Annotated in this window: 14 protein-coding genes; 6 read left to right on the plus strand and 8 right to left on the minus strand. The window is 39.5% G+C overall.

All coding sequences use genetic code 11. The features are described from left to right. The first annotated feature begins 803 nt into the window (after nucleotides 1-803). The 5 genes from HW279_RS07230 (at nucleotide 804) to HW279_RS07250 (ending at nucleotide 7,157) form a co-directional block, all read left to right on the plus strand. Nucleotides 804-1,055: a type B 50S ribosomal protein L31 gene (locus tag HW279_RS07230; protein WP_002671135.1), complete on the plus strand. Its 252-nt coding sequence runs from the start codon at nucleotides 804-806 to the stop codon at nucleotides 1,053-1,055. Nucleotides 1,056-1,098: 43 nt separating this feature from the next. Then, a complete protein-coding gene (locus HW279_RS07235; RefSeq protein WP_178958483.1) occupies nucleotides 1,099-4,647 on the plus strand; it encodes an AAA family ATPase in 3,549 nt (1,182 codons plus the stop codon). 2 nt (nucleotides 4,648-4,649) lie between these two features. Beyond that, complete coding sequence (locus HW279_RS07240; protein WP_178958484.1) at nucleotides 4,650-5,186, plus strand: DUF488 family protein; 537 nt, start codon at nucleotides 4,650-4,652, stop codon at nucleotides 5,184-5,186. A gap of 85 nt (nucleotides 5,187-5,271) precedes the next feature. Next, nucleotides 5,272-6,369, plus strand: coding sequence for a Nif3-like dinuclear metal center hexameric protein (locus HW279_RS07245; RefSeq protein WP_178958485.1), 1,098 nt, complete (start codon nucleotides 5,272-5,274; stop codon nucleotides 6,367-6,369). Between the two features lie 2 nt (nucleotides 6,370-6,371). Further along, on the plus strand, nucleotides 6,372-7,157 hold the full coding sequence (locus HW279_RS07250) for a zinc ribbon domain-containing protein (RefSeq protein ID WP_053580344.1): 786 nt from the start codon (nucleotides 6,372-6,374) through the stop codon (nucleotides 7,155-7,157). Between the two features lie 80 nt (nucleotides 7,158-7,237). Here HW279_RS07250 and proS read toward each other — a convergent pair whose 3' ends face one another. The 7 genes from proS to HW279_RS07285 all read right to left on the minus strand — a co-directional run bounded on the left by proS (nucleotide 7,238) and on the right by HW279_RS07285 (nucleotide 16,901). Continuing rightward, entirely contained in the window at nucleotides 7,238-8,716 is a 1,479-nt protein-coding gene (gene proS, locus HW279_RS07255; protein ID WP_178958486.1) for a proline--tRNA ligase, read from the minus strand. Nucleotides 8,717-8,723: 7 nt separating this feature from the next. Continuing rightward, nucleotides 8,724-10,382 (minus strand): S41 family peptidase, encoded by a 1,659-nt coding sequence (locus HW279_RS07260; RefSeq protein WP_178958487.1) that lies wholly within the window; start codon nucleotides 10,380-10,382, stop codon nucleotides 8,724-8,726. A gap of 9 nt (nucleotides 10,383-10,391) precedes the next feature. Further along, nucleotides 10,392-12,413 carry a protein-disulfide reductase DsbD family protein gene (locus HW279_RS07265; RefSeq protein WP_178958488.1) on the minus strand — a complete coding sequence of 674 codons (2,022 nt, stop codon included), beginning with the start codon at nucleotides 12,411-12,413 and terminating at the stop codon, nucleotides 10,392-10,394. Between the two features lie 89 nt (nucleotides 12,414-12,502). Then, a complete protein-coding gene (locus HW279_RS07270; RefSeq protein ID WP_178958489.1) occupies nucleotides 12,503-13,717 on the minus strand; it encodes an RsmB/NOP family class I SAM-dependent RNA methyltransferase in 1,215 nt (404 codons plus the stop codon). Between the two features lie 118 nt (nucleotides 13,718-13,835). Then, a complete protein-coding gene (locus HW279_RS07275; RefSeq protein ID WP_178958490.1) occupies nucleotides 13,836-15,452 on the minus strand; it encodes an OmpP1/FadL family transporter in 1,617 nt (538 codons plus the stop codon). 12 nt (nucleotides 15,453-15,464) lie between these two features. Further along, the gene (locus HW279_RS07280; RefSeq protein ID WP_178958491.1) at nucleotides 15,465-16,493 is read right to left on the minus strand and encodes a hypothetical protein; all 1,029 of its coding nucleotides are present in this window, start codon (nucleotides 16,491-16,493) and stop codon (nucleotides 15,465-15,467) included. Nucleotides 16,494-16,595: 102 nt separating this feature from the next. Next, nucleotides 16,596-16,901 (minus strand): DUF4286 family protein, encoded by a 306-nt coding sequence (locus HW279_RS07285; RefSeq protein WP_178958492.1) that lies wholly within the window; start codon nucleotides 16,899-16,901, stop codon nucleotides 16,596-16,598. Nucleotides 16,902-16,975: 74 nt separating this feature from the next. On the opposite strand from HW279_RS07285, the gene HW279_RS07290 reads away from it, so the two are divergent. Further along, nucleotides 16,976-17,233, plus strand: coding sequence for a hypothetical protein (locus HW279_RS07290; RefSeq protein WP_009411745.1), 258 nt, complete (start codon nucleotides 16,976-16,978; stop codon nucleotides 17,231-17,233). Nucleotides 17,234-17,292: 59 nt separating this feature from the next. On the opposite strand, the gene HW279_RS07295 is transcribed toward HW279_RS07290, so the two are convergent. Then, entirely contained in the window at nucleotides 17,293-18,534 is a 1,242-nt protein-coding gene (locus HW279_RS07295) for an MFS transporter (RefSeq protein ID WP_178958493.1), read from the minus strand.

Consider the following 18,534-nt stretch of genomic DNA (forward strand, 5'->3'; position numbering starts at 1 on the left):
GAATGAGGCTATGCCTCAGAAATTAAACAAAATTTAAACAAAATCAAGGCTACGTCTTGTGAAATAACTTTTGGGAATTAGCAAATTAGAAAATGAGAGAATGAGAAAATGGAGTGCGAGCTACAAGAAACGCGCCAGCGGAGGGTTTGTCAGTTTATTCAACTTTGCCAAAGGTGCGAGCCGCACAGGCAGTCGTAGCACGACGGGCAATTAATTTTGGCAAAGTGTGTACCGCAAAAGCGATGTGTTGGAACTATTAGGAGATTTCGGAAAAAAACGGAATAGTTCGGAAGTGGGTCGAGAGGGATTTTGGTGAAAAAAGGCTATGAGGAGGGTGGGGTTAGCTTATAGAGAGCTTATAGGAAGCTTATACGAATCTTGGACGATTGGTATAGAAAGGGTATATAAAAAGTTGATTCATAATATAATACAACAACGCTAAAAATGTTAAAAACGGGGTTTCGAGGCGAAAGAAAGAGAATCCTCACCCCGTTCACATACTCTCCTATTCGGAGACTTCTCCCAAGGAGAGGGGGTGTAATGACGAGGAACGGGTGACGAATGACGGAGGGAATATGGTGAAAACTTTTCGCTGGCTATCCTCAAAGGGGGAGATGCGATGCAAAAGCGACAATTGAGACTTTGATGAATCTTAGGTGATTGTTATACAAAGGCTGTTGGAGCGTTTAATAATCAGTGAATTATATTTTAAGGTTTTAGATTTTAATTATTTAGTTTGTCAATTCGAAAAATAGTTGTACCTTTGCGCCCTGAAAAAATTACGTAATAAAATTAGCATTGCAATGAAAAAAGAAATTCACCCAGAATCTTACCGTTTGGTGGCTTTCAAAGATATGTCGAACGACGATATCTTCATCACAAAGTCTACCGTAGAAACAAAAGAGACTATTGAAGTAGAAGGGGTTGAGTATCCATTAGTAAAATTAGAGATTTCTCGCACTTCGCACCCTTACTACACTGGTAAATCTAAACTTATCGACACAGCCGGACGTATTGATAAGTTTAAAAACAAATACGCTAAGTTCCAAAAATAACATAGCAACTTTTAAAAACCTCCTCACGGAGGTTTTTTTTCTTATGAAAATACTTTCGGTCTCTCTTCATAATATCGCTTCTATAGAAGGTCCCTTTACGCTTAATTTGGAAGCTGAACCCCTTAAATCGGTGGGGTTATTTGCTATTACAGGAGCGACAGGGGCAGGCAAATCTACCATTTTAGATGCTATTTGCCTTGCGCTTTACAACGATACCCCTCGCTTGGCAACTACAAAAAACTCGGTTGCTATTGCTGACGGCTCGGCTGAGGTGCAGGTGAATAATGTGAAGAACCTCTTGCGCAAAGGGGCGATTTCGGGCTATGCCAAAGTGGTATTTCAGGCGGTAGACGGCAAGACTTATGAAGCGGAATGGCAGGTACGCAGAGCCTATAACAAACTTTCGGGGGCAATTCAGCCTGAAACTTTGCAACTTACTTGCCTGACGGATAACCAACTGATTGCTGAGAACCGCAAGACATTGGTGCTCGAAAAGATAAAGGAATGTGTAGGTTTGACTTTTGACGAGTTTACCAAATCGGTGATTTTGGCACAAGGAGACTTTACGTCGTTCTTAAAAGCGAATGATGATAAGCGGTCGGATATCTTAGAAAAACTTACAGGTACGGAGATTTACACACGCATTTCTAAGCAAGTGTACGAACTCAACAAGCAACATAAAAACGAACTCCAACTCTTAGAAAAACAGCTTGAAAACATTGTTTTTTTAACGGAAGAAGAACGCAGTGCCTTAACCGAGCAACTTACAGCCGATGAAGAGAGGTTGAAAACCTTACAAGCATCGCTCGCTTCTTTAAAAGAACAACAACAGTGGTTTGACAATCAGAAGTTGTACACTCAGCAATGGCAAGAGGCTGTTGCCAATAAAGAAAAAGCCGAACAAGAGAAAACCTCGCAAGCGGAACGTTTTGGAGAGCTTGCTATCATAGAGCAATTACAAGCTATAAAAGGGGATATCCTCACCGAGCAAAGAGAAAAAGAACTATTAGCAACCGCTCAGCAACATTTGAAGGAAGCTACTACTGAAAAAGAACGGCTCACAGCTGATAAGGCTAAGGTATCCGAACGAAAATTGCTAACCGAAAACGATTTGGCTACTGCCAAAAAGGCTTATGAAACTGCCAAACCTGTTATTGCCAAAGCAAAAGAATTGGACGTACGACTTGCAGAACTGACGCAAATTTTTGAGCAAAAACAGCAACAACAAGAGGCGAAAGAGACTGCTTTGCAAGCTAAAAAAGAGTCGCTTGAAAAAGTAACTGAACACATACAGAAAGGGGAGGGCTACATTCAGCAAGAAGAGCAGTGGCTCAACACTCACCCTGATGAAGCGCAGTTGTACCGCAATGCGTTGTGGCTCAAACAGCTTGTGGAAGAACAGCAACAACTTAATGAAAAACTAACCGCCCATAGCCAAGCAGAAGCACGCCTTACACAACAACTCAATGAGCTGAAAGCACAATACCCTATACAGACACTCCCTTCAACTGATATAGAGACGCTTGCCAAACAGCAGAAGGCTTATCTCACCGCCTTGCAAGTGTATCAGGCGGATAGAGAGATTGCCAAACATATCAAGCAATACACTGACGCAAAAGTTCAGGGAGAAGCGCTCTTACAAGAGATGCAAAACGCTCAAAGCCAAATATTGGAAACATTGCAACGTTTGAAAGCTGAGAAGATAGCGACCCAAATAGCTTGTGATACAGCGGAACGCATTTACCAAAGGGCACAAATAGAAAATACCAAAGATGTAGCGTTTTTGAGAGAACATTTGGTGGAAGGAGAAGCCTGCCCCGTATGTGGTTCGGTACACCACCCCAATGCTCATAAGGCAGTAGCTGAACACCTGATAGATACAGTGCAACAAGAATTTCTAACGGCTAAAAAACAATTAGAAACGCTTACCAAAGAGGTTATCACCAAAGAAACGGAGCTCAAAGAACTGCAAAAGCGTATAGAGAGTCAGACAGCACAAAACGCAGAGCGTACGGATTTATGGCAACAAGAGAGCGAACGCTTGTCGCAATCAGTGTATTATACGACCTATCCTTCTGTGAAAATAGAAGCATATATCACGGATAAGATAGCAAAAACAGAACATCTTTTAGCGGAAAACGAGCGTCTTTTTGAAGTCCTCAACCGACTCAAATCGCTTACTGATGAGCTGAATACCCTTACGAAAGACGCTGAAAATTACGAGCAACAACGGCAAAAATACAGTCAGCAATTACAGAGCTTGCAACTTTCGGACGCTTGGCTTACCCTTTGGAAAACCGATATTGTGCAATTTCAAAAACAAATTACCACTGCTAAAACCGACTGGGAAGCGCATTCGGCTTGTGTGGAGAAATACAAAAAGCGCCTTGCTGAACTCACCCAAGAGCGCACTGAGCTCGCCTCCTCACAACAAGTACTCCATCAAGAGCTCACCGAATTGACAACGACAATCGATAAAGAGCAAGCACAATTGCAAATGCTGAAAGAAGAACGTGCGGGATTGTTAGAAGGAAAATCGGTTCAAGTAATAGAAGAGAGTTACCAACAGCAGTTAGAACGATTAACAACTCTTTCAGAGCAAACGCAACAGCAATACAACGCTATTTTATTAGAGATGACGGCTAACGAAAAAACCTTAGAGACCTTAGCGACACAACAACAGCAATCGCAAGCTCATATAGCCGAGGCAACTCACAAAATAGAAGAATGGCTTACAGCCTACAAGCCTGCTCAAATAGAGCATATAAGAGGGAAAATGCAAGAGTGGGCGAATCGTTCTCACGAATGGCTACAATCAGAGCGCCAAGCCCTTCAATCGTTAAATGACCGCATTGCACAATACAATACCATTGCGAATGAAAAACAGCAAGCGCTTGAAACACTAAAAGAAAAAAGACCACTCAACCTTACAGAAGAAGATATTGTTCAGCAGTTGGCTGAACAGACAGCAGAAGAAGATACCTTGCGCGATACGGTAGTCACTCAAAAGAGTCGGCTTTTAAATGATGAGCAACAGCGAGCAATAGCAGTTGAGTTGCACACAGCCAAAGAAGAAAAGGAAAAACTCGCTCATCGTTGGAGCTTACTCAACGACCTGATAGGGAGTAGTACCGGTAATGCGTTTCGCAAATACGCGCAGGAGTACACTTTGGATATGCTCTTGCAATATGCTAATGTGCAGATGCGCTACCTCAATAGGCGCTACACCCTGCAACGCATTCCCAACTCTCTTAGTCTGCAAGTAATAGACAATGATATGGGAGCTGAGGTACGCTCGGTATACTCACTTTCCGGAGGAGAATCGTTTTTGGTGTCTTTGGCTTTAGCTTTGGCACTTTCGTCTCTTTCATCTACCAAAATGAACGTAGAGACCCTCTTTATAGACGAAGGGTTTGGTTCTTTAGACTCTGAGACACTTTCAGTAGCCTTAGATGCCTTAGAGAGTTTGCAAAATCAAGGGAAGAAAGTGGGAGTTATCTCTCACGTGCAGGAGATGGTAGAGCGTATTGCTGTGAAAGTAGTGGTACAGAAGGAAGGTAATGGGAAGAGTAAGATAGTGGTTAGTAATTGATTATGAAGAGAATATATACTATAGGACATTCCACACATACATTGGAAGAATTTATAGAGATGTTACAATCGTTTGAGATACAACATTTAGTTGATATCAGAGGATTACCAGGCTCTAACAAATATCCGCAATTTAATAAAGAAAACTTAGAGGTAGTATTACCCGAAATTGGGATAGCCTATACCCATCTCACGTTGTTAGGTGGTAGACGTAAAGTACATAAAGACTCTAAGAATACTCGTTGGCATAACGAGTCTTTTCGAGCTTATGCTGATTATATGGAGACTTATGATTTTGAGAAAGGTATTGCTCAACTCATTGCTATAGCTGAAAAAGAAACTACTGCCTATATGTGTGCAGAGGCTGTTTGGTGGCGTTGTCATAGGTCGATGGTATCAGATTATTTGAGAGCCAAAGGTTGGCAAGTAAATCATATTATGGCAATAGGTAAGGAAGAACCTCATAGATACACCGCTCCTGCTCGTATTATAGGAGATAGAGTAGTGTATTATGATGATGGAGAGATTTTAAATCTCTAACACAATAAATCAGATATAGAAAAAGATTAGAGAAAATCTTTATTAAAAGAACTGTGAAAAAGTATGTAAACATTAAAATAATACGATGAAAGTAAAAGACATAACTAAAGTTCTAGAAACTCTTGCACCACTTGATTATGCTGAGAGTTTTGACAATGTAGGCTTATTGGTAGGTGACGCCAATGCCGAAGTAACAGGAGTGCTCATCACCTTAGATACATTAGAAGCTGTGGTAGAAGAAGCTATTGAAAAGAATTGTAATCTCATTGTTAGCTTTCACCCGATTATCTTTAATGGGCTGAAATCGCTTACAGGGAAGACCTATGTGGAACGAGTAGTGATGAAAGCTATTCGACATCAGATAGCTATTTACAGTATGCATACGGCTTTGGACAATCAGCTGTTAGGAGTGAATGCTTCTATTGCTGACCGTTTAGGATTACACAATCGCTCCATACTTATTCCACAGCCTAATGTTATTAGAAAACTTATTACCTATGTTCCAAAAGCTAATGCTGAGAAACTACGTAAAGCGCTCTTTGAAGCAGGAGCGGGGAATATTGGCAACTATGCGGAATGCAGTTTCAATCTTGAAGGGAAAGGCACTTATAAGGGCAATGAATCTTCGCGCCCAACTATTGGTGAACCCAATGTATTTCACACAGAAGATGAAACACAAGTAGGAGTTATTTTTCCCAAGCACTTACAATCTCAAATCCTAAAAGCACTTCGCCAAAATCACCCCTATGAAGAGGTGGCTTATGAGATATATATACTCGAAAACGAGCACCAACATATAGGAATGGGTATGATAGGGGAATTTGAAACCCCGATGAGTGAGGCTGATTTCCTTGTTTATTTAAAAGAAAAAATGGAGGTAAGCTGTATTAGGTATTCAGCATTCAGGGGAAAAGAAGTGAAAAAAGTAGCTGTATTGGGAGGAAGTGGAGCTTTTGCAATAGAAGATGCTAAGCGAGCAGGAGCAGATGTTTTTGTGAGTGCAGACTTTAAATACCACGATTTTTTCAGGGCTGAGGGGAAAATATTATTAGCAGATATAGGTCATTTTGAAAGTGAACAATACATAAAATTTATTTTATTTGAGTATCTTTCAAAAAAAATTCCTACTTTTGCCCTCTCAATATCAAATGTAGATACAAATCCTATCAAATATTATTCATAGATATGGCACAAAAAGTGGATATAACCGTAGAAGAAAAATTAAGAGCATTGTATGATTTACAGCTCATCGATTCTAAGATTGATGAGTTACAGAACACTCGTGGAGAGCTTCCGTTAGAAGTTTCAGACCTTGAAGATGAGGTAGAGGGTTTAAAAAAACGTCACGTAAAGTTTAAAGAAGAGTTAGACGAATTGCAGGCAGGAATTGCTGAGAAGAAGGCAAAAATTGAAGAGGCAAAAGCCCTTATTAAAAAATATACTACCCAGCAAAAGAATGTACGTAACAATCGTGAATATACCTCTCTTTCTAAAGAGATAGAGTTTCAAGAGTTAGAAGTACAGTTGGCAGAAAAACGCATTAAAGAAGGTAAAGCGCAAGTAGACCAAAAGAAAGAGGCTATCAAACAAGTAGATGAGCGCAAAGCCCAACGTGATGCGCACCTCAAGCACAAAAAAGCTGAACTTGATTCTGTTTTGGCAGAAACTGAGAAAGAGGAGGAATTTTTAAGAGAAAAAGCAGAAGAGTATGCGGCTAAAATTGAAGAGCGTTTGCTAAAAGCCTATCAACGCATTCGCAGTAGTGTGATGAACCGTTTAGCAATAGTGCCAATTCAGCGTGGAGCCTCTGGAGGTTCATTCTTTGCTATTCCGCCACAAGTACAAGTAGAAATTGCCTCTCGTAGAAAGATTATTACTGATGAGCACAGTGGACGAATCTTGGTAGATGCAGCTTTAGCTGAAGAAGAAAGAGAAAAGATGGAAACTTTGTTTAAAAGTTTTAAATCTTAGAGATAAGTAATGAGGAAACTAATTATATTAAGAAAAATGAGTCCGGCAATCACTGGACTCATTTTGTTTTTATTTGATATTTAATAAGCTTTAGCAAAAAGCACTCGCTTGCTTGAAGGCTTGCCTGAGTAGATGCAAGACCCTGCTTCTTCATTGATATCCAAAGGTATACAACGTATAGTTGCTTTGGTTTCTTCTTTGATACGCTCTTCAGTTTCGGGAGTACCATCCCAGTGTGCTGAGAGGAAACCTCCTTTAGTTTCTAACAATTCCTTGAACTCGTCATAGCTATTTACCTCGGTAATATGGGTATTGCGGTACTCCAAAGCTTTGTTGTACATATTGGATTGAATATTCTCTAAAAGCTGCTGAATATGAGCTACAATTTGTTCACCAGCTACTGTCTCTTTGGTAAGAGTATCGCGACGGGCTACTTCGAAGGTATTGTGCTCTATGTCGCGTTGCCCTACAGCTAAGCGCACGGGTACCCCTTTGAGTTCGTACTCGTGGAACTTAAAGCCAGGAGACTGTGTATCACGATCGTCGAATTTTACACTGATATTGTGTTTTTTGAGTTCTTCAATTAAAGGCTGAATATGGGAGTGCACTTTTTCTAATTGTTCTGCTCCTTTGTAGATAGGCACAATCACCACTTGTATAGGAGCCAATTTAGGAGGAAGTACTAATCCGTTGTCATCGCTGTGGGTCATAATCAAAGCACCCATTAAGCGGGTTGAGACCCCCCAAGAGCTCGCCCATACGTATTCTTGTTTACCTTCTTTGCTCACATATTTCACGTCAAAGGCTTTGGCGAAGTTCTGTCCTAAGAAGTGTGATGTTCCTGCTTGCAGTGCTTTTCCGTCTTGCATAAGGGCTTCTATACAGTAGGTATCGTCAGCCCCTGCAAAGCGTTCGCTTTCACTTTTTACACCCTTTATTACAGGCACAGCCATAAAGTTCTCTACGAAGTTGGCGTATACGTTCATCATCTTTTGAGCTTCTTCTATGGCTTCGGCTTTAGTGGCGTGAGCGGTGTGTCCTTCTTGCCACAAGAATTCGGCAGTGCGAAGAAATAGACGGGTGCGCATCTCCCAGCGTACTACATTCGCCCATTGGTTGATGAGTATAGGCAAATCACGGTAAGACTGTATCCAGTTTTTGTAGGTGTTCCAAATAATCGCCTCTGAAGTAGGACGTACTATCAGCTCTTCTTCGAGTTTTGCTTCCGGGTCTACCATTAGTTTTCCTTTTTCATTAGGGTCGGCTTTAAGACGATAGTGGGTTACTACGGCACATTCTTTAGCAAAACCTTCAGCATTCTTTTCCTCTGCTTCAAAATAACTTTTGGGTACAAATAAAGGAAAATAAGCATTGGTGTGACCAGTTTCTTTAAACATACGGTCGAGTTCTGCTTGCATTTTTTCCCAAATAGCATAGCCGTAAGGTTTGATTACCATACAGCCACGCACGCCTGAACTTTCGGCTAAATCGGCTTTTACAACCAATTCGTTATACCATTTAGAATAGTCTTCACTGCGTGATGTTAAATTCTTGCTCATATATTTTTTAAACTCTTTTTATAGGTTTTTTGGCTTTTCTCCTTACCACTTTGGTAGGATTTTCAGTACCATTTTTAGGGTGTTTTTGTTTGTAGTAGTGTAGACAGCTTTCTATGTAAAAATCTCCTTGATTCCTGATAAGCCCTGCTACATTATCGTTAAACCATATCTCAGCTAAGTTAGCTTTTAGATATTTTGATATATCATTGCTGTTTCGTTTGAAATCTATGTTGATTTTACGCTCTTTTAAAAACTTTGAAAAGGCGTTGAGCATTTCTTTGGGCACTTTGTATTCCCCTATGAAATAAGACTTTTGAGGCTTATGGTTCTGAGAAGGGTGACTGTCTAAGTATTCAAACAAAAAGAAGTTCGTAAGTCCTGAGTTTAGCACTTCATTTACCATATAGGTTTCCGGTTTCATATCTATCGGTACATATACGTCAGGGTAGATACCACCACCACCATACACTACTTTTCCTTTAGGAGTTGTAAACTTTAAAGAATCGGGGACTGTAGCATTATCTATTTGGAAGCTTCTGCGCTGGTGACGCAAGTTGTAGGGCTTTTGTATAGAGCGTCCTGTTGGAGTGTAGTAGCGAGCGGTAGTAAGGCGTACTGCCGAACCATCAGGTAGAGGCATTTCGCTTTGTACTAATCCCTTGCCGAAAGTTCTACGTCCTACTATCACACCTCTATCGTTATCCTGTAAAGCCCCTGCTACAATTTCACTAGCTGATGCGCTATTTTCATTGACAAGTACAAATATAGGTTTATTTTCGAATAACCCACCAGCAGTAGAATAGGTTTCTTCTATTTCTTTGCGATTATTTTTGGTAAATACAATCATCTTATCCTTTGCTAAGAACTCATCGGCTATCTGAATTCCAACATTGAGAAAGCCACCAGAATTATTACGCAAATCTAGAATTAAACTGTTAATACCTTCTTTTTCCAAAGCTTTAAGTGCTGAGTCAAATTCATCATTAGTAGTTTCGGCAAACCTATTCATACGTATATAGCCTAAAGTATCATTTACTTTGTAAAAACAATCAATGCTTTTAATAGGAATAAACTTTCGCTCAATACCTATTTTAAAAAGACTATCTTTACTTTTTCGGTAAATAGTTAAATCTACTTTTGACCCCATTTCTCCTTTGAGAATATTTTTGATTTTATCAGTATTTAAGTGTTTTTTAAACAAGGTATCTTTCCCTGCTATTAAAATACGGTCACCAAAACGAATACCTTTGTGCATTGCATCACTTCCCTCAATAGGTTTGATTACAGCAATGGTATCTTTGTACATATAAAAGCTAATACCCACACCTACGAACTTACCACTCATCGTTTCGGCTACCTCTTGGATATCACTTTTAGAGATATAAGTGGAGTGAGGATCTAACTTGCGCAAAATACTGTTTATTGTGAGGTCTACAATACTATCGGTATTTACTTTATCTACATAGTCCTCTTCTATATAATCGATAAGTCTGTTTAATTTCACTTTATAAGGATTCTCTTGCACCGTATCTATATCCGTAATAGGCATAGGTACAGGTGGAGGAGGCTTGGGAATGTAGAAATTCGCAAGTTGTCTTCCTAAAACAAGCCCTAATGCTAAACTTAAGCCTATAAATATGGGGAGTATGTAGTGTTTGTTTTTCATCAAATAATTTTATTTACCAAAGGCAGTAATCCCCTGTTTTATCCATTTGTAAAACTCATCGGGGTCATCGGTATCAAGGGTATATCCTATTGGGTCTACTAAGTTCTCTCCTTGGAGATTCATCAGCACGTAAAAGGGCTGTGTATTGGCTTTGTAATGGAGGGTTTGGAACTCACTCCATTTTTGTCCAATGGTTTTTATCATCTTGCCTTCTCTAATTTGTGAAGGTCTCACTTCGCTTTCAGGTAGTGGACGTTTATCGTCTACGTACAACGAAATTAATACCACTTCATTTCTGAGAGCATCGAGCACTTGAGGGTTAGGCCATACATTTTGTTCCATTTTGCGGCAGTTTACACAAGACCAGCCAGTAAAGTCTAACAATACGGGTTTGTTCACTTGTTTGGCATAAGCTAATCCTTTTTCATAATCATCAAAAGTAACGATATTGTGAGGTTTGAACAAGTGCGCTCCTTCAGGAAGAGCACCTTCATCTACACTGGCACTACCTCCGTCAGCGGTATAGCCTACACCGTAAGGCGATTCGCTATAATGTTGCGGAGGAGGAAAAGCATTGATAAGGTTGAGTGGTGCCCCCCATAACCCCGGAATCATATAAATTGTAAAACTAAGAGTTAGTAAGCCTAATAGCAGGCGACCTACTGAAATACGGTCGGAGGCATCGTCGTGAGGCAAACGTATTTTTCCAAAAAGATAGAGCGATAAGGCACCAAAAACTGCAATCCAAATAGCGATAAATACTTCTCGTTCTATCCAGTGGTATTGCAATACCAAATCGGCATTAGAAAGGAATTTGAACGCCAACGCTAATTCTAAAAATCCTAACACCACTTTCACAGTATTCATCCAACCACCTGATTTAGGCAAGGAGTGCAACCAACCAGGGAAGGCTGCGAATAAGGCAAAAGGCAAGGCAATTGCCAATGAAAAGCCAAACATCCCGATAATAGGAGCGATACCCCCTTCGGAAGCAGCTTGTACTAACAAAGTACCTACAATAGGACCTGTGCACGAGAATGATACGATAGCTAACGCCAACGCCATAAAGAAGATACCTATAAAACCACTGCGGTCGGCTTGAGCATCTACTTTGGTACTCCACGAGCTGGGCAAAGTAATTTCGAACGCTCCTAAGAATGAAATAGCAAATACTACCAAAATCAAGAAAAAGATGAGGTTAAACCAGAAGTTGCTTGCCAAAGCATTCAAAGCATCTGCACCAAAGATAGCAGTAATAGCTGAGCCCAACAACACGTAAATCACAATGATAGAAATACCATAGATCACAGCATTCTTCACACCTTTAGCTTTAGTTTTGCTTTGTTTGGTAAAATAACTCACCGTCATAGGAATCATTGGGAATACACAAGGAGTGAGCAAGGTAGCAAAACCTGAAAGGAAAGATATAAAGAATATTGTCCACAGGCCTTGACGTGAGATAGGGGTAGTAGTCGGAGCTTTGGTTGTTGTAGTCTGACTTACACTAGTTGTAGGAACTGTATTATTATTGTCGGTATTATTACCAAAAGTAAACTGAGGAGTTACCACTTTGCTTGCAACGGTAGCTCCCGAAAGGAAAAACTCTAAATCTACTGTGTCAGGAGGCAAACAGTTGCTATCGTCACAGCTCATAAACTCTACCGTTGCTTTTATAGAAGTTGTAGGTTTTACTATTTTGATGCGTTGTTTGAAGATAGCTTGATTGTGAAAATAAGCAATTTCCATATCAAAAACCTTGTCGTGTTTTTGTATAGGTTTACTTTCTTCGGTCTTACCTATAAGCTCGAAGTTTGCGCTTTTTTCAAAAGTAAAGGTGGTAGGAATAGGTCCTTTAGGCGGAATGTTTTGTGCGTAGAGCTTCCAGCCTGCCTCAATGGAAGCTGTTGCTACCAAATAATATTCGTTATCGCTGATTTTTTCAACCGCTGTTTTCCATTTTACAGGGTTGTGTATCTGAGCGTTTGCTATTGCAACAAGTACTACGAATATCAATGTTATTATTTTCTTCATTCGTTATTGAGTTTGTGAGTGATAAATTTTAGAGTGCAAAATTACAACAAAATAATGATATGTACAATTTTTAATGATTAGAGAAATCATTAATCATTAATAAGTCTTGTCATATAGAAACCATCATAACCCGATTGATGAGCAAAAATCACTTCCTCAGCTTCTAAGCGAAACTCTTTTCCTGCTTCCGAAGCTAAGAATTTTTCTATTTGTTGTTGGTTTTCACTAGGCAATATAGAACAAGTAGCATAGACAAGTTTGCCTCCTTTTTTTAGCAATTTACTGTACTGTTGTAAAATTTCCTGTTGAGTAGTGCGTATTTCGTCCAAGAATTCAGGTTGCAATTTCCATTTTGCATCTGGGTTACGGCGCAGTACGCCGAGTCCGCTACAAGGGGCATCAATGAGTAAGCGGTCGAATGTGCCGTGCATACGTTTGAGCTGTTTGGGTTCTATGAGTTTAGTTTCTATGTTAAAAACCCCGTTACGGCGTGCCCTGCGTTTGAGCTCTTGCAATTTCTGCTCGTAGATATCCATCGCTATAATTTGACCTTTGTTTTGCATTAGGGTAGCGAGGTGTAAGGTCTTACCTCCTGCTCCTGCACAAGTGTCAATCACACGTTTCACCTTGTCGTCTATCTGCATAAAGGGTGCTACTTTTTGAGAGGAAGCATCTTGTACCTCAAACAGTCCATCGGAAAAGGCTTGGGTTTTAAAGATATTGCTGCGTTCTACTAACTGCAAAGCATCGGGGTAATCGCGCAAAGGATAAGTTTCTACTCCTTCTTGTCGCAAAAACTGTTGCAAGTGTTCCAAAGAAGTTTTAAGAGTATTCACGCGCAATACTACGGGAGCTAAACTGTTAAGAGCGTGCAATTCATCTGTCCACAACGCTTCTCCTAATTCTTGTGCTCCCAAAGTATCTAACCAGTCGGGTACTGATTCACGTAGTTTTCTTACCTTAGAGAGTTCGTCGAACTTGCCTTTGATACGACGTGCAGGAGTATCTTCAAAATAGTTTCCCCAATCCGGTAAGGCGATACTTTTGAGAGTCGCCCACACGGCAAACATACGGCGTAGGTTGTGCACTGTAAAGGGTTCGTACACTTCCGCAATCTCGGCATAAAGCCGTTTCCAACGCACAATGTCGTAAATGGTTTCGGCAATAAAAGCCCTATCGCGGGCACCCCAACGCTTGTCTTTTTTCAGTTGTTTTTCTACTACTTTATCGGCGTATTGCCCTTCGTTAAAAATAAAGGTAAGTCCCTCTATCACGGCATCTACTAAGTTTCTGTGTAATTTCATTATACTAAAAATAAGACGGTAATTTTTGTATTACCGTCTCTTTACTTTATCTTTTTGAAGGGCGAATTACAATTCGCCCCTACAATATGATGCAAAAGTAACTTTAATAATTATTTAATTAAAAGAGCTGTGCAGTAAAGGTAAACAAGAAGTTACCGTAAGTTGATTTTATTTGAGCATTATCGGTAAGTATTGTTTCGTACATTTGGTATAGGTTTGTTTGTTTAGCAATGTCATAAGACGCATCTAAACGAATACCTCCTAAAGTAACCCCTGCTCCAAACGAATAACCTGTAAGGTCACCTACGGTGGCAGTTGCTTTGCGATACGGACTTTGTTCGTAGCGATAACCTCCACGAAGGCTTATATAGTTAGTACTTGCTGGTTCATTCTTAAACATTTTGAAAGGAATACGAAACTCTCCTCCTACGCGTAAGGTAGAAGTATCACCCAAATCATTTTGGATAATATTATTCTCACCTTCCATATTACTACTTCTAAACTTTAGATTGTTATAAGCTCTATAAGTATAATCTACACTTAGTATGGCTCTTTTCTTGATAATATAAGCTAAACTACCTGTCCACGCGCTCGGAGTACGGAATTTATATTCACGTTCATACCAAATTTCATCTCCATAACGATTGATAAGCTCAACGTCTGAATCAAAAGTTCTAGTAGCAACACCTACAGTACCATACAACACTTGTCTGTACTCTTCTTTCATTCTATACCACGTAGGCGATTGATAGCTCATACCTAAACGCAAGTCATCTGTTATTTTTATAATAGCTCCTAACTGCAAAGAAAAACCATCTCCTGTGGTATTGATATATTGCTTATGGTTAGCATATCGCAAAAAAGGATTAGTGCCTTGAAAATTATCATCTTTTGCACTATAAAGAGCTTTTTCATTGATGTTATGAACATTCAAGTTTAATCCTAAGCCTATAAAGTCTCCCAACTGTGAAGCAAAATTAAAGTTATATTTATTCACATAACCTGAACGATCTATTCTATAAGTTTGTAACCGTTCTCTATTATCTCCACTAGGATTATAAGCAATGTTAGTCGTAGAAGTAGCAGTAGGAGTGATAAGTTGAGCCATCATTCCTAAATAAGCCATTTGTGCAGCATACCCTTCTGTTTTTCCTAATTTAGCATAAAATTCGCCCACATCTCGTTGGTTACCTTCTGTCCCTGTTATACGATCAGGACCTCCTGAAAAAGTGCCATAACTAAACGGATTTCCGTTATTACCTTTTGTAGCATAGTACAAAAAATAATTATCTAATCCTTTGTTATTGTAAGCAGAATATGAAAACTTATCATTATCAAATGTTTTTGCTAATTGATAATTAAATCCAAAACTCACTTTCTTAAAAGTAGCAGAAGCATCTGGTAAGAGAAACACAACACCAAACTGATTCAGATTGAAGTCATTATTAGTCATTTTAGTATTTCTGTTTAAAAAATTAATCTCTCTTTTCTGATTGTTGTTATTTAAAGAAAATGAGATTTCAGAACTGTTAAATATAGAACTCGCCGCAGGATTGACATTGATAGCAGAAGGGTCGCCTCCCAAGGCTCCGAAAGCTCCACTCATCGCTTTAAAACGAGCTGTTCCTGTAAGCTCTTCTGTTGAGTAACGCAAGGCATCAGTATAATTCTGTGCTTGTACATTAGCTACGAAAAGAAAAGCTCCTAAAAGTAATATATGATTGATTTTTTTCATTTGTTAATATTTTTAATCACGATTAGAACTTCTGTATCCTCCTCCACTATTAGAGGAACTGCTACTGTTGTAGTTTCCTCCTGAATTGCTATTGCTATAGTTAGAGCTTCTGCCTGAATAGTTAGAATTATTAGACTCATAAGCTCTTCTTAATTCATAGCCTGAAGGAGCTCTATTATAATCATTGTTACGTCCTTGATTTTGGTAATTAGGACGACTTGCGTCATTGCTATAATTATTACCTTGTGTTTGAGAACGATTGTAAGAGCCCCTATTGTAATCACTATAACGATTAGGGTCTCCTCTTCGTCCGTCGTCTCTTATGATAGCTCTTCCTCTGCTTCCGCCATAGTAATCTCTACCATATGAACGATTGGGCTCATAATAGTAATCTCTTGGGCGGTAATAGTCGTAATAATAGCCATAGTATGGGTATCCGTAATATCCATAATAAGGATAACCATAGTAACCGTAGTAAGGATAGTAGCCTCCGTAGTAACCGCCCCAATAAGGGTCGTAGTAATTACCCCAGCCCCAGCCTAAGGAAAAGCTCCAGCCAGAGCGATAAGGGCGATAGTAAGGGTAGTCGTAATAGCTATAATAAGGATACCAAGCTCCGTAGCCCCAATAGTTATTCCAGCCGTAATAAGGATTTACCCAACCGTTATTATATACATTTACATTCACTCGTGAAGGGTTACTACCCCAACCTCCGTAAGAGGAGTTGCCTGTATAGGCATTGGAGCGATAGCTGTTCACATCGGTGAAATGTGTAAAACTACTGTCAGTTTTTTGTTGATATTGTTGTGCTTTTTCACTGAAAAAATCCTTATATTTATTAGGTGTATAAAGGTTTTCAGGAGGATAGTCATAACGTTCAGGATAGCTTTCTCTCTCCACGTATCTTACCCTTTCGGGTACAGGGTCGTTATAGATACCATCGGCGTAGTAATAACCTACGCACGAGGTAAGTGCTAATGAGGCTACCAGACCTAAGGTGAAGTATCTCATCGTTTTTCTGAGGTTAAAATTCTTTTTCATCGTCAATCGTTTTTAGTTAATAGTGTGTAATTAATGGTTTGTGGTCAATGGTTAATGCTTGATGAATGTAAATCAATTTTTGTGCCAAAATCTATCTACTTCTTACTCTTCACTTTTTACTTCTTTTAGTTGGGTACCCCAAAAGAGAACCTTTTCGCCAAAAGTTTCAGCAGACTGTTGTAGGAGTTTAGGAATAGTGTGCTCAATGAAATGCAATAATTGGGCGGGTGAAGTAGTTTCGTGATGAATGGCATAGTGTTTTTCAGGCACGTCCAATACTTTAAACACTCGTACTCTCTCTATGGTTTTATTAGTGTTTATAGTAGGTAAATAAACGTTTTGTAGCCATTCTTGCCACTGGGGGAATACCTCATCGCTTATCACCACTGTTAAATTATATACATACATTACCCATTTATTTTTTGCAAAGATAATAAATAATTCATAACTTTGCAACCAATTTATAAATAAATTAAAAACGTATGGCAAGTATTCGCAATTTAAAAAAGGACATTAACTACGTGTTGGGTGATATTATCGATGCAGTGTATTTCACAGGAAAGATGCAAACAGAAGGAGGTAAGGCTCTTGTAACCGAAATTCTCAACGATTTTGATACGCTTATCGATAAAGTAGCCGATAAAACAGTGGAAAACAGAGGCGCCCACCTCAAACAAGTGAGAAGAGACTTTGAACAAAAAGCGGGCGCTCTTATCGAGAAACTCAACGCACTACCGTAAGTTAGAAATATAGCTTAAACACTGAAAAAGTTTATTTGTAAGAGTATTGCAAAATACCCTTATGGGGTTGCTTGTGTCTGTTTTTGAGAAAGAGATACAGAAGATAAGTTTGGCAAAAAGTATGCAATAAGCCCCATCAAAGGCAAGAAAGAACATAGTTTATAAACGAAGTCAATATTGGTTATGTCTATCAATTTACCTAATACTGCCGAAGCCAATCCGCCCATACCAAAAGCAAAACCGTAGAAAAAGCCTGAAATCATTCCTATTTTCTGGGGCAAAAGTTCTTGTGAATAGACTAAAATAGAGGCAAAAGCCGATGAGATGATAAACCCTATCAGCACGATGAGTACTGCCGTAGTGGTAGCATCGGCGTAAGGCAACCAAAGCGCAAAGGGGGCAGCCCCTAAGATTGAAAACCAAATAATAAATTTTCTTCCTACTTTATCACCTAAAAACCCTCCAACAAGTGAGCCCGCAGCTACCGCTCCTAAAAAGTAAAATAGGTATACTTGTGCCTCAGCATTACTAAATCCGAATTTTTTAATAGTATAAAACTGAAAATAATTGTTGATAGCTGCTGTATAGAAGTTCTTGGAGAATACTAACAACATCAGTATAATCATAGAGTTGCGTATTTGTGCACGAGTGAGATTGGGCAACACTACAGGTTTTTTAGCTTTCTTTTTGAGCAATTTAAGCAGAATGCTACGCCATTTGCCTATGAGGAGCAGTATGAGCATTGCAAAGATAGAGAACCCTGCAAACCATACCAAATTACCTTGATGACTTTCTTCTACAACTCGTCCGTCGATTACTTTTTTGCTGAACAATAGTAATATCACCAATAGAGGGGCTAAGGCTGTTCCAAAGTTACCACCCAACTGGAAGATAGCTTGTGCGAACGAGCGCTTGCCTCCTGAGGCTAAAAACGCTACTCTGGACGATTCGGGGTGGAATACCGATGAACCTACCCCTATGAATACCACCGAGCACAGTATAGCTGTATAGCTACTCGCCAACGATAAACTCACGATTCCCATAGTAGTAAATGCCATTCCTAATACTTGTGAGTAGGGCTTAGGGTGCTTATCGGTATAATTGCCTACTAAGGGTTGCAATATAGAGGCTGAAAGTTGGTAACAGAGTGTAATCACTCCTACTTGCGTCATTGTGAGAGCATATTTGGTTTGCAGAGCAGGATAAATAGACGGAATGACCCCTTGAATGAGGTCATTGAGTCCGTGTGCTAAGGCGATAAGCAGTAAAATGCGATATTGTGGTTTGTTTTCTTGATACAT

Origin of the sequence: Capnocytophaga sp. oral taxon 903, from assembly GCF_013394785.1 — a bacterium.
Taxonomy (GTDB): domain Bacteria; phylum Bacteroidota; class Bacteroidia; order Flavobacteriales; family Flavobacteriaceae; genus Capnocytophaga; species Capnocytophaga ochracea.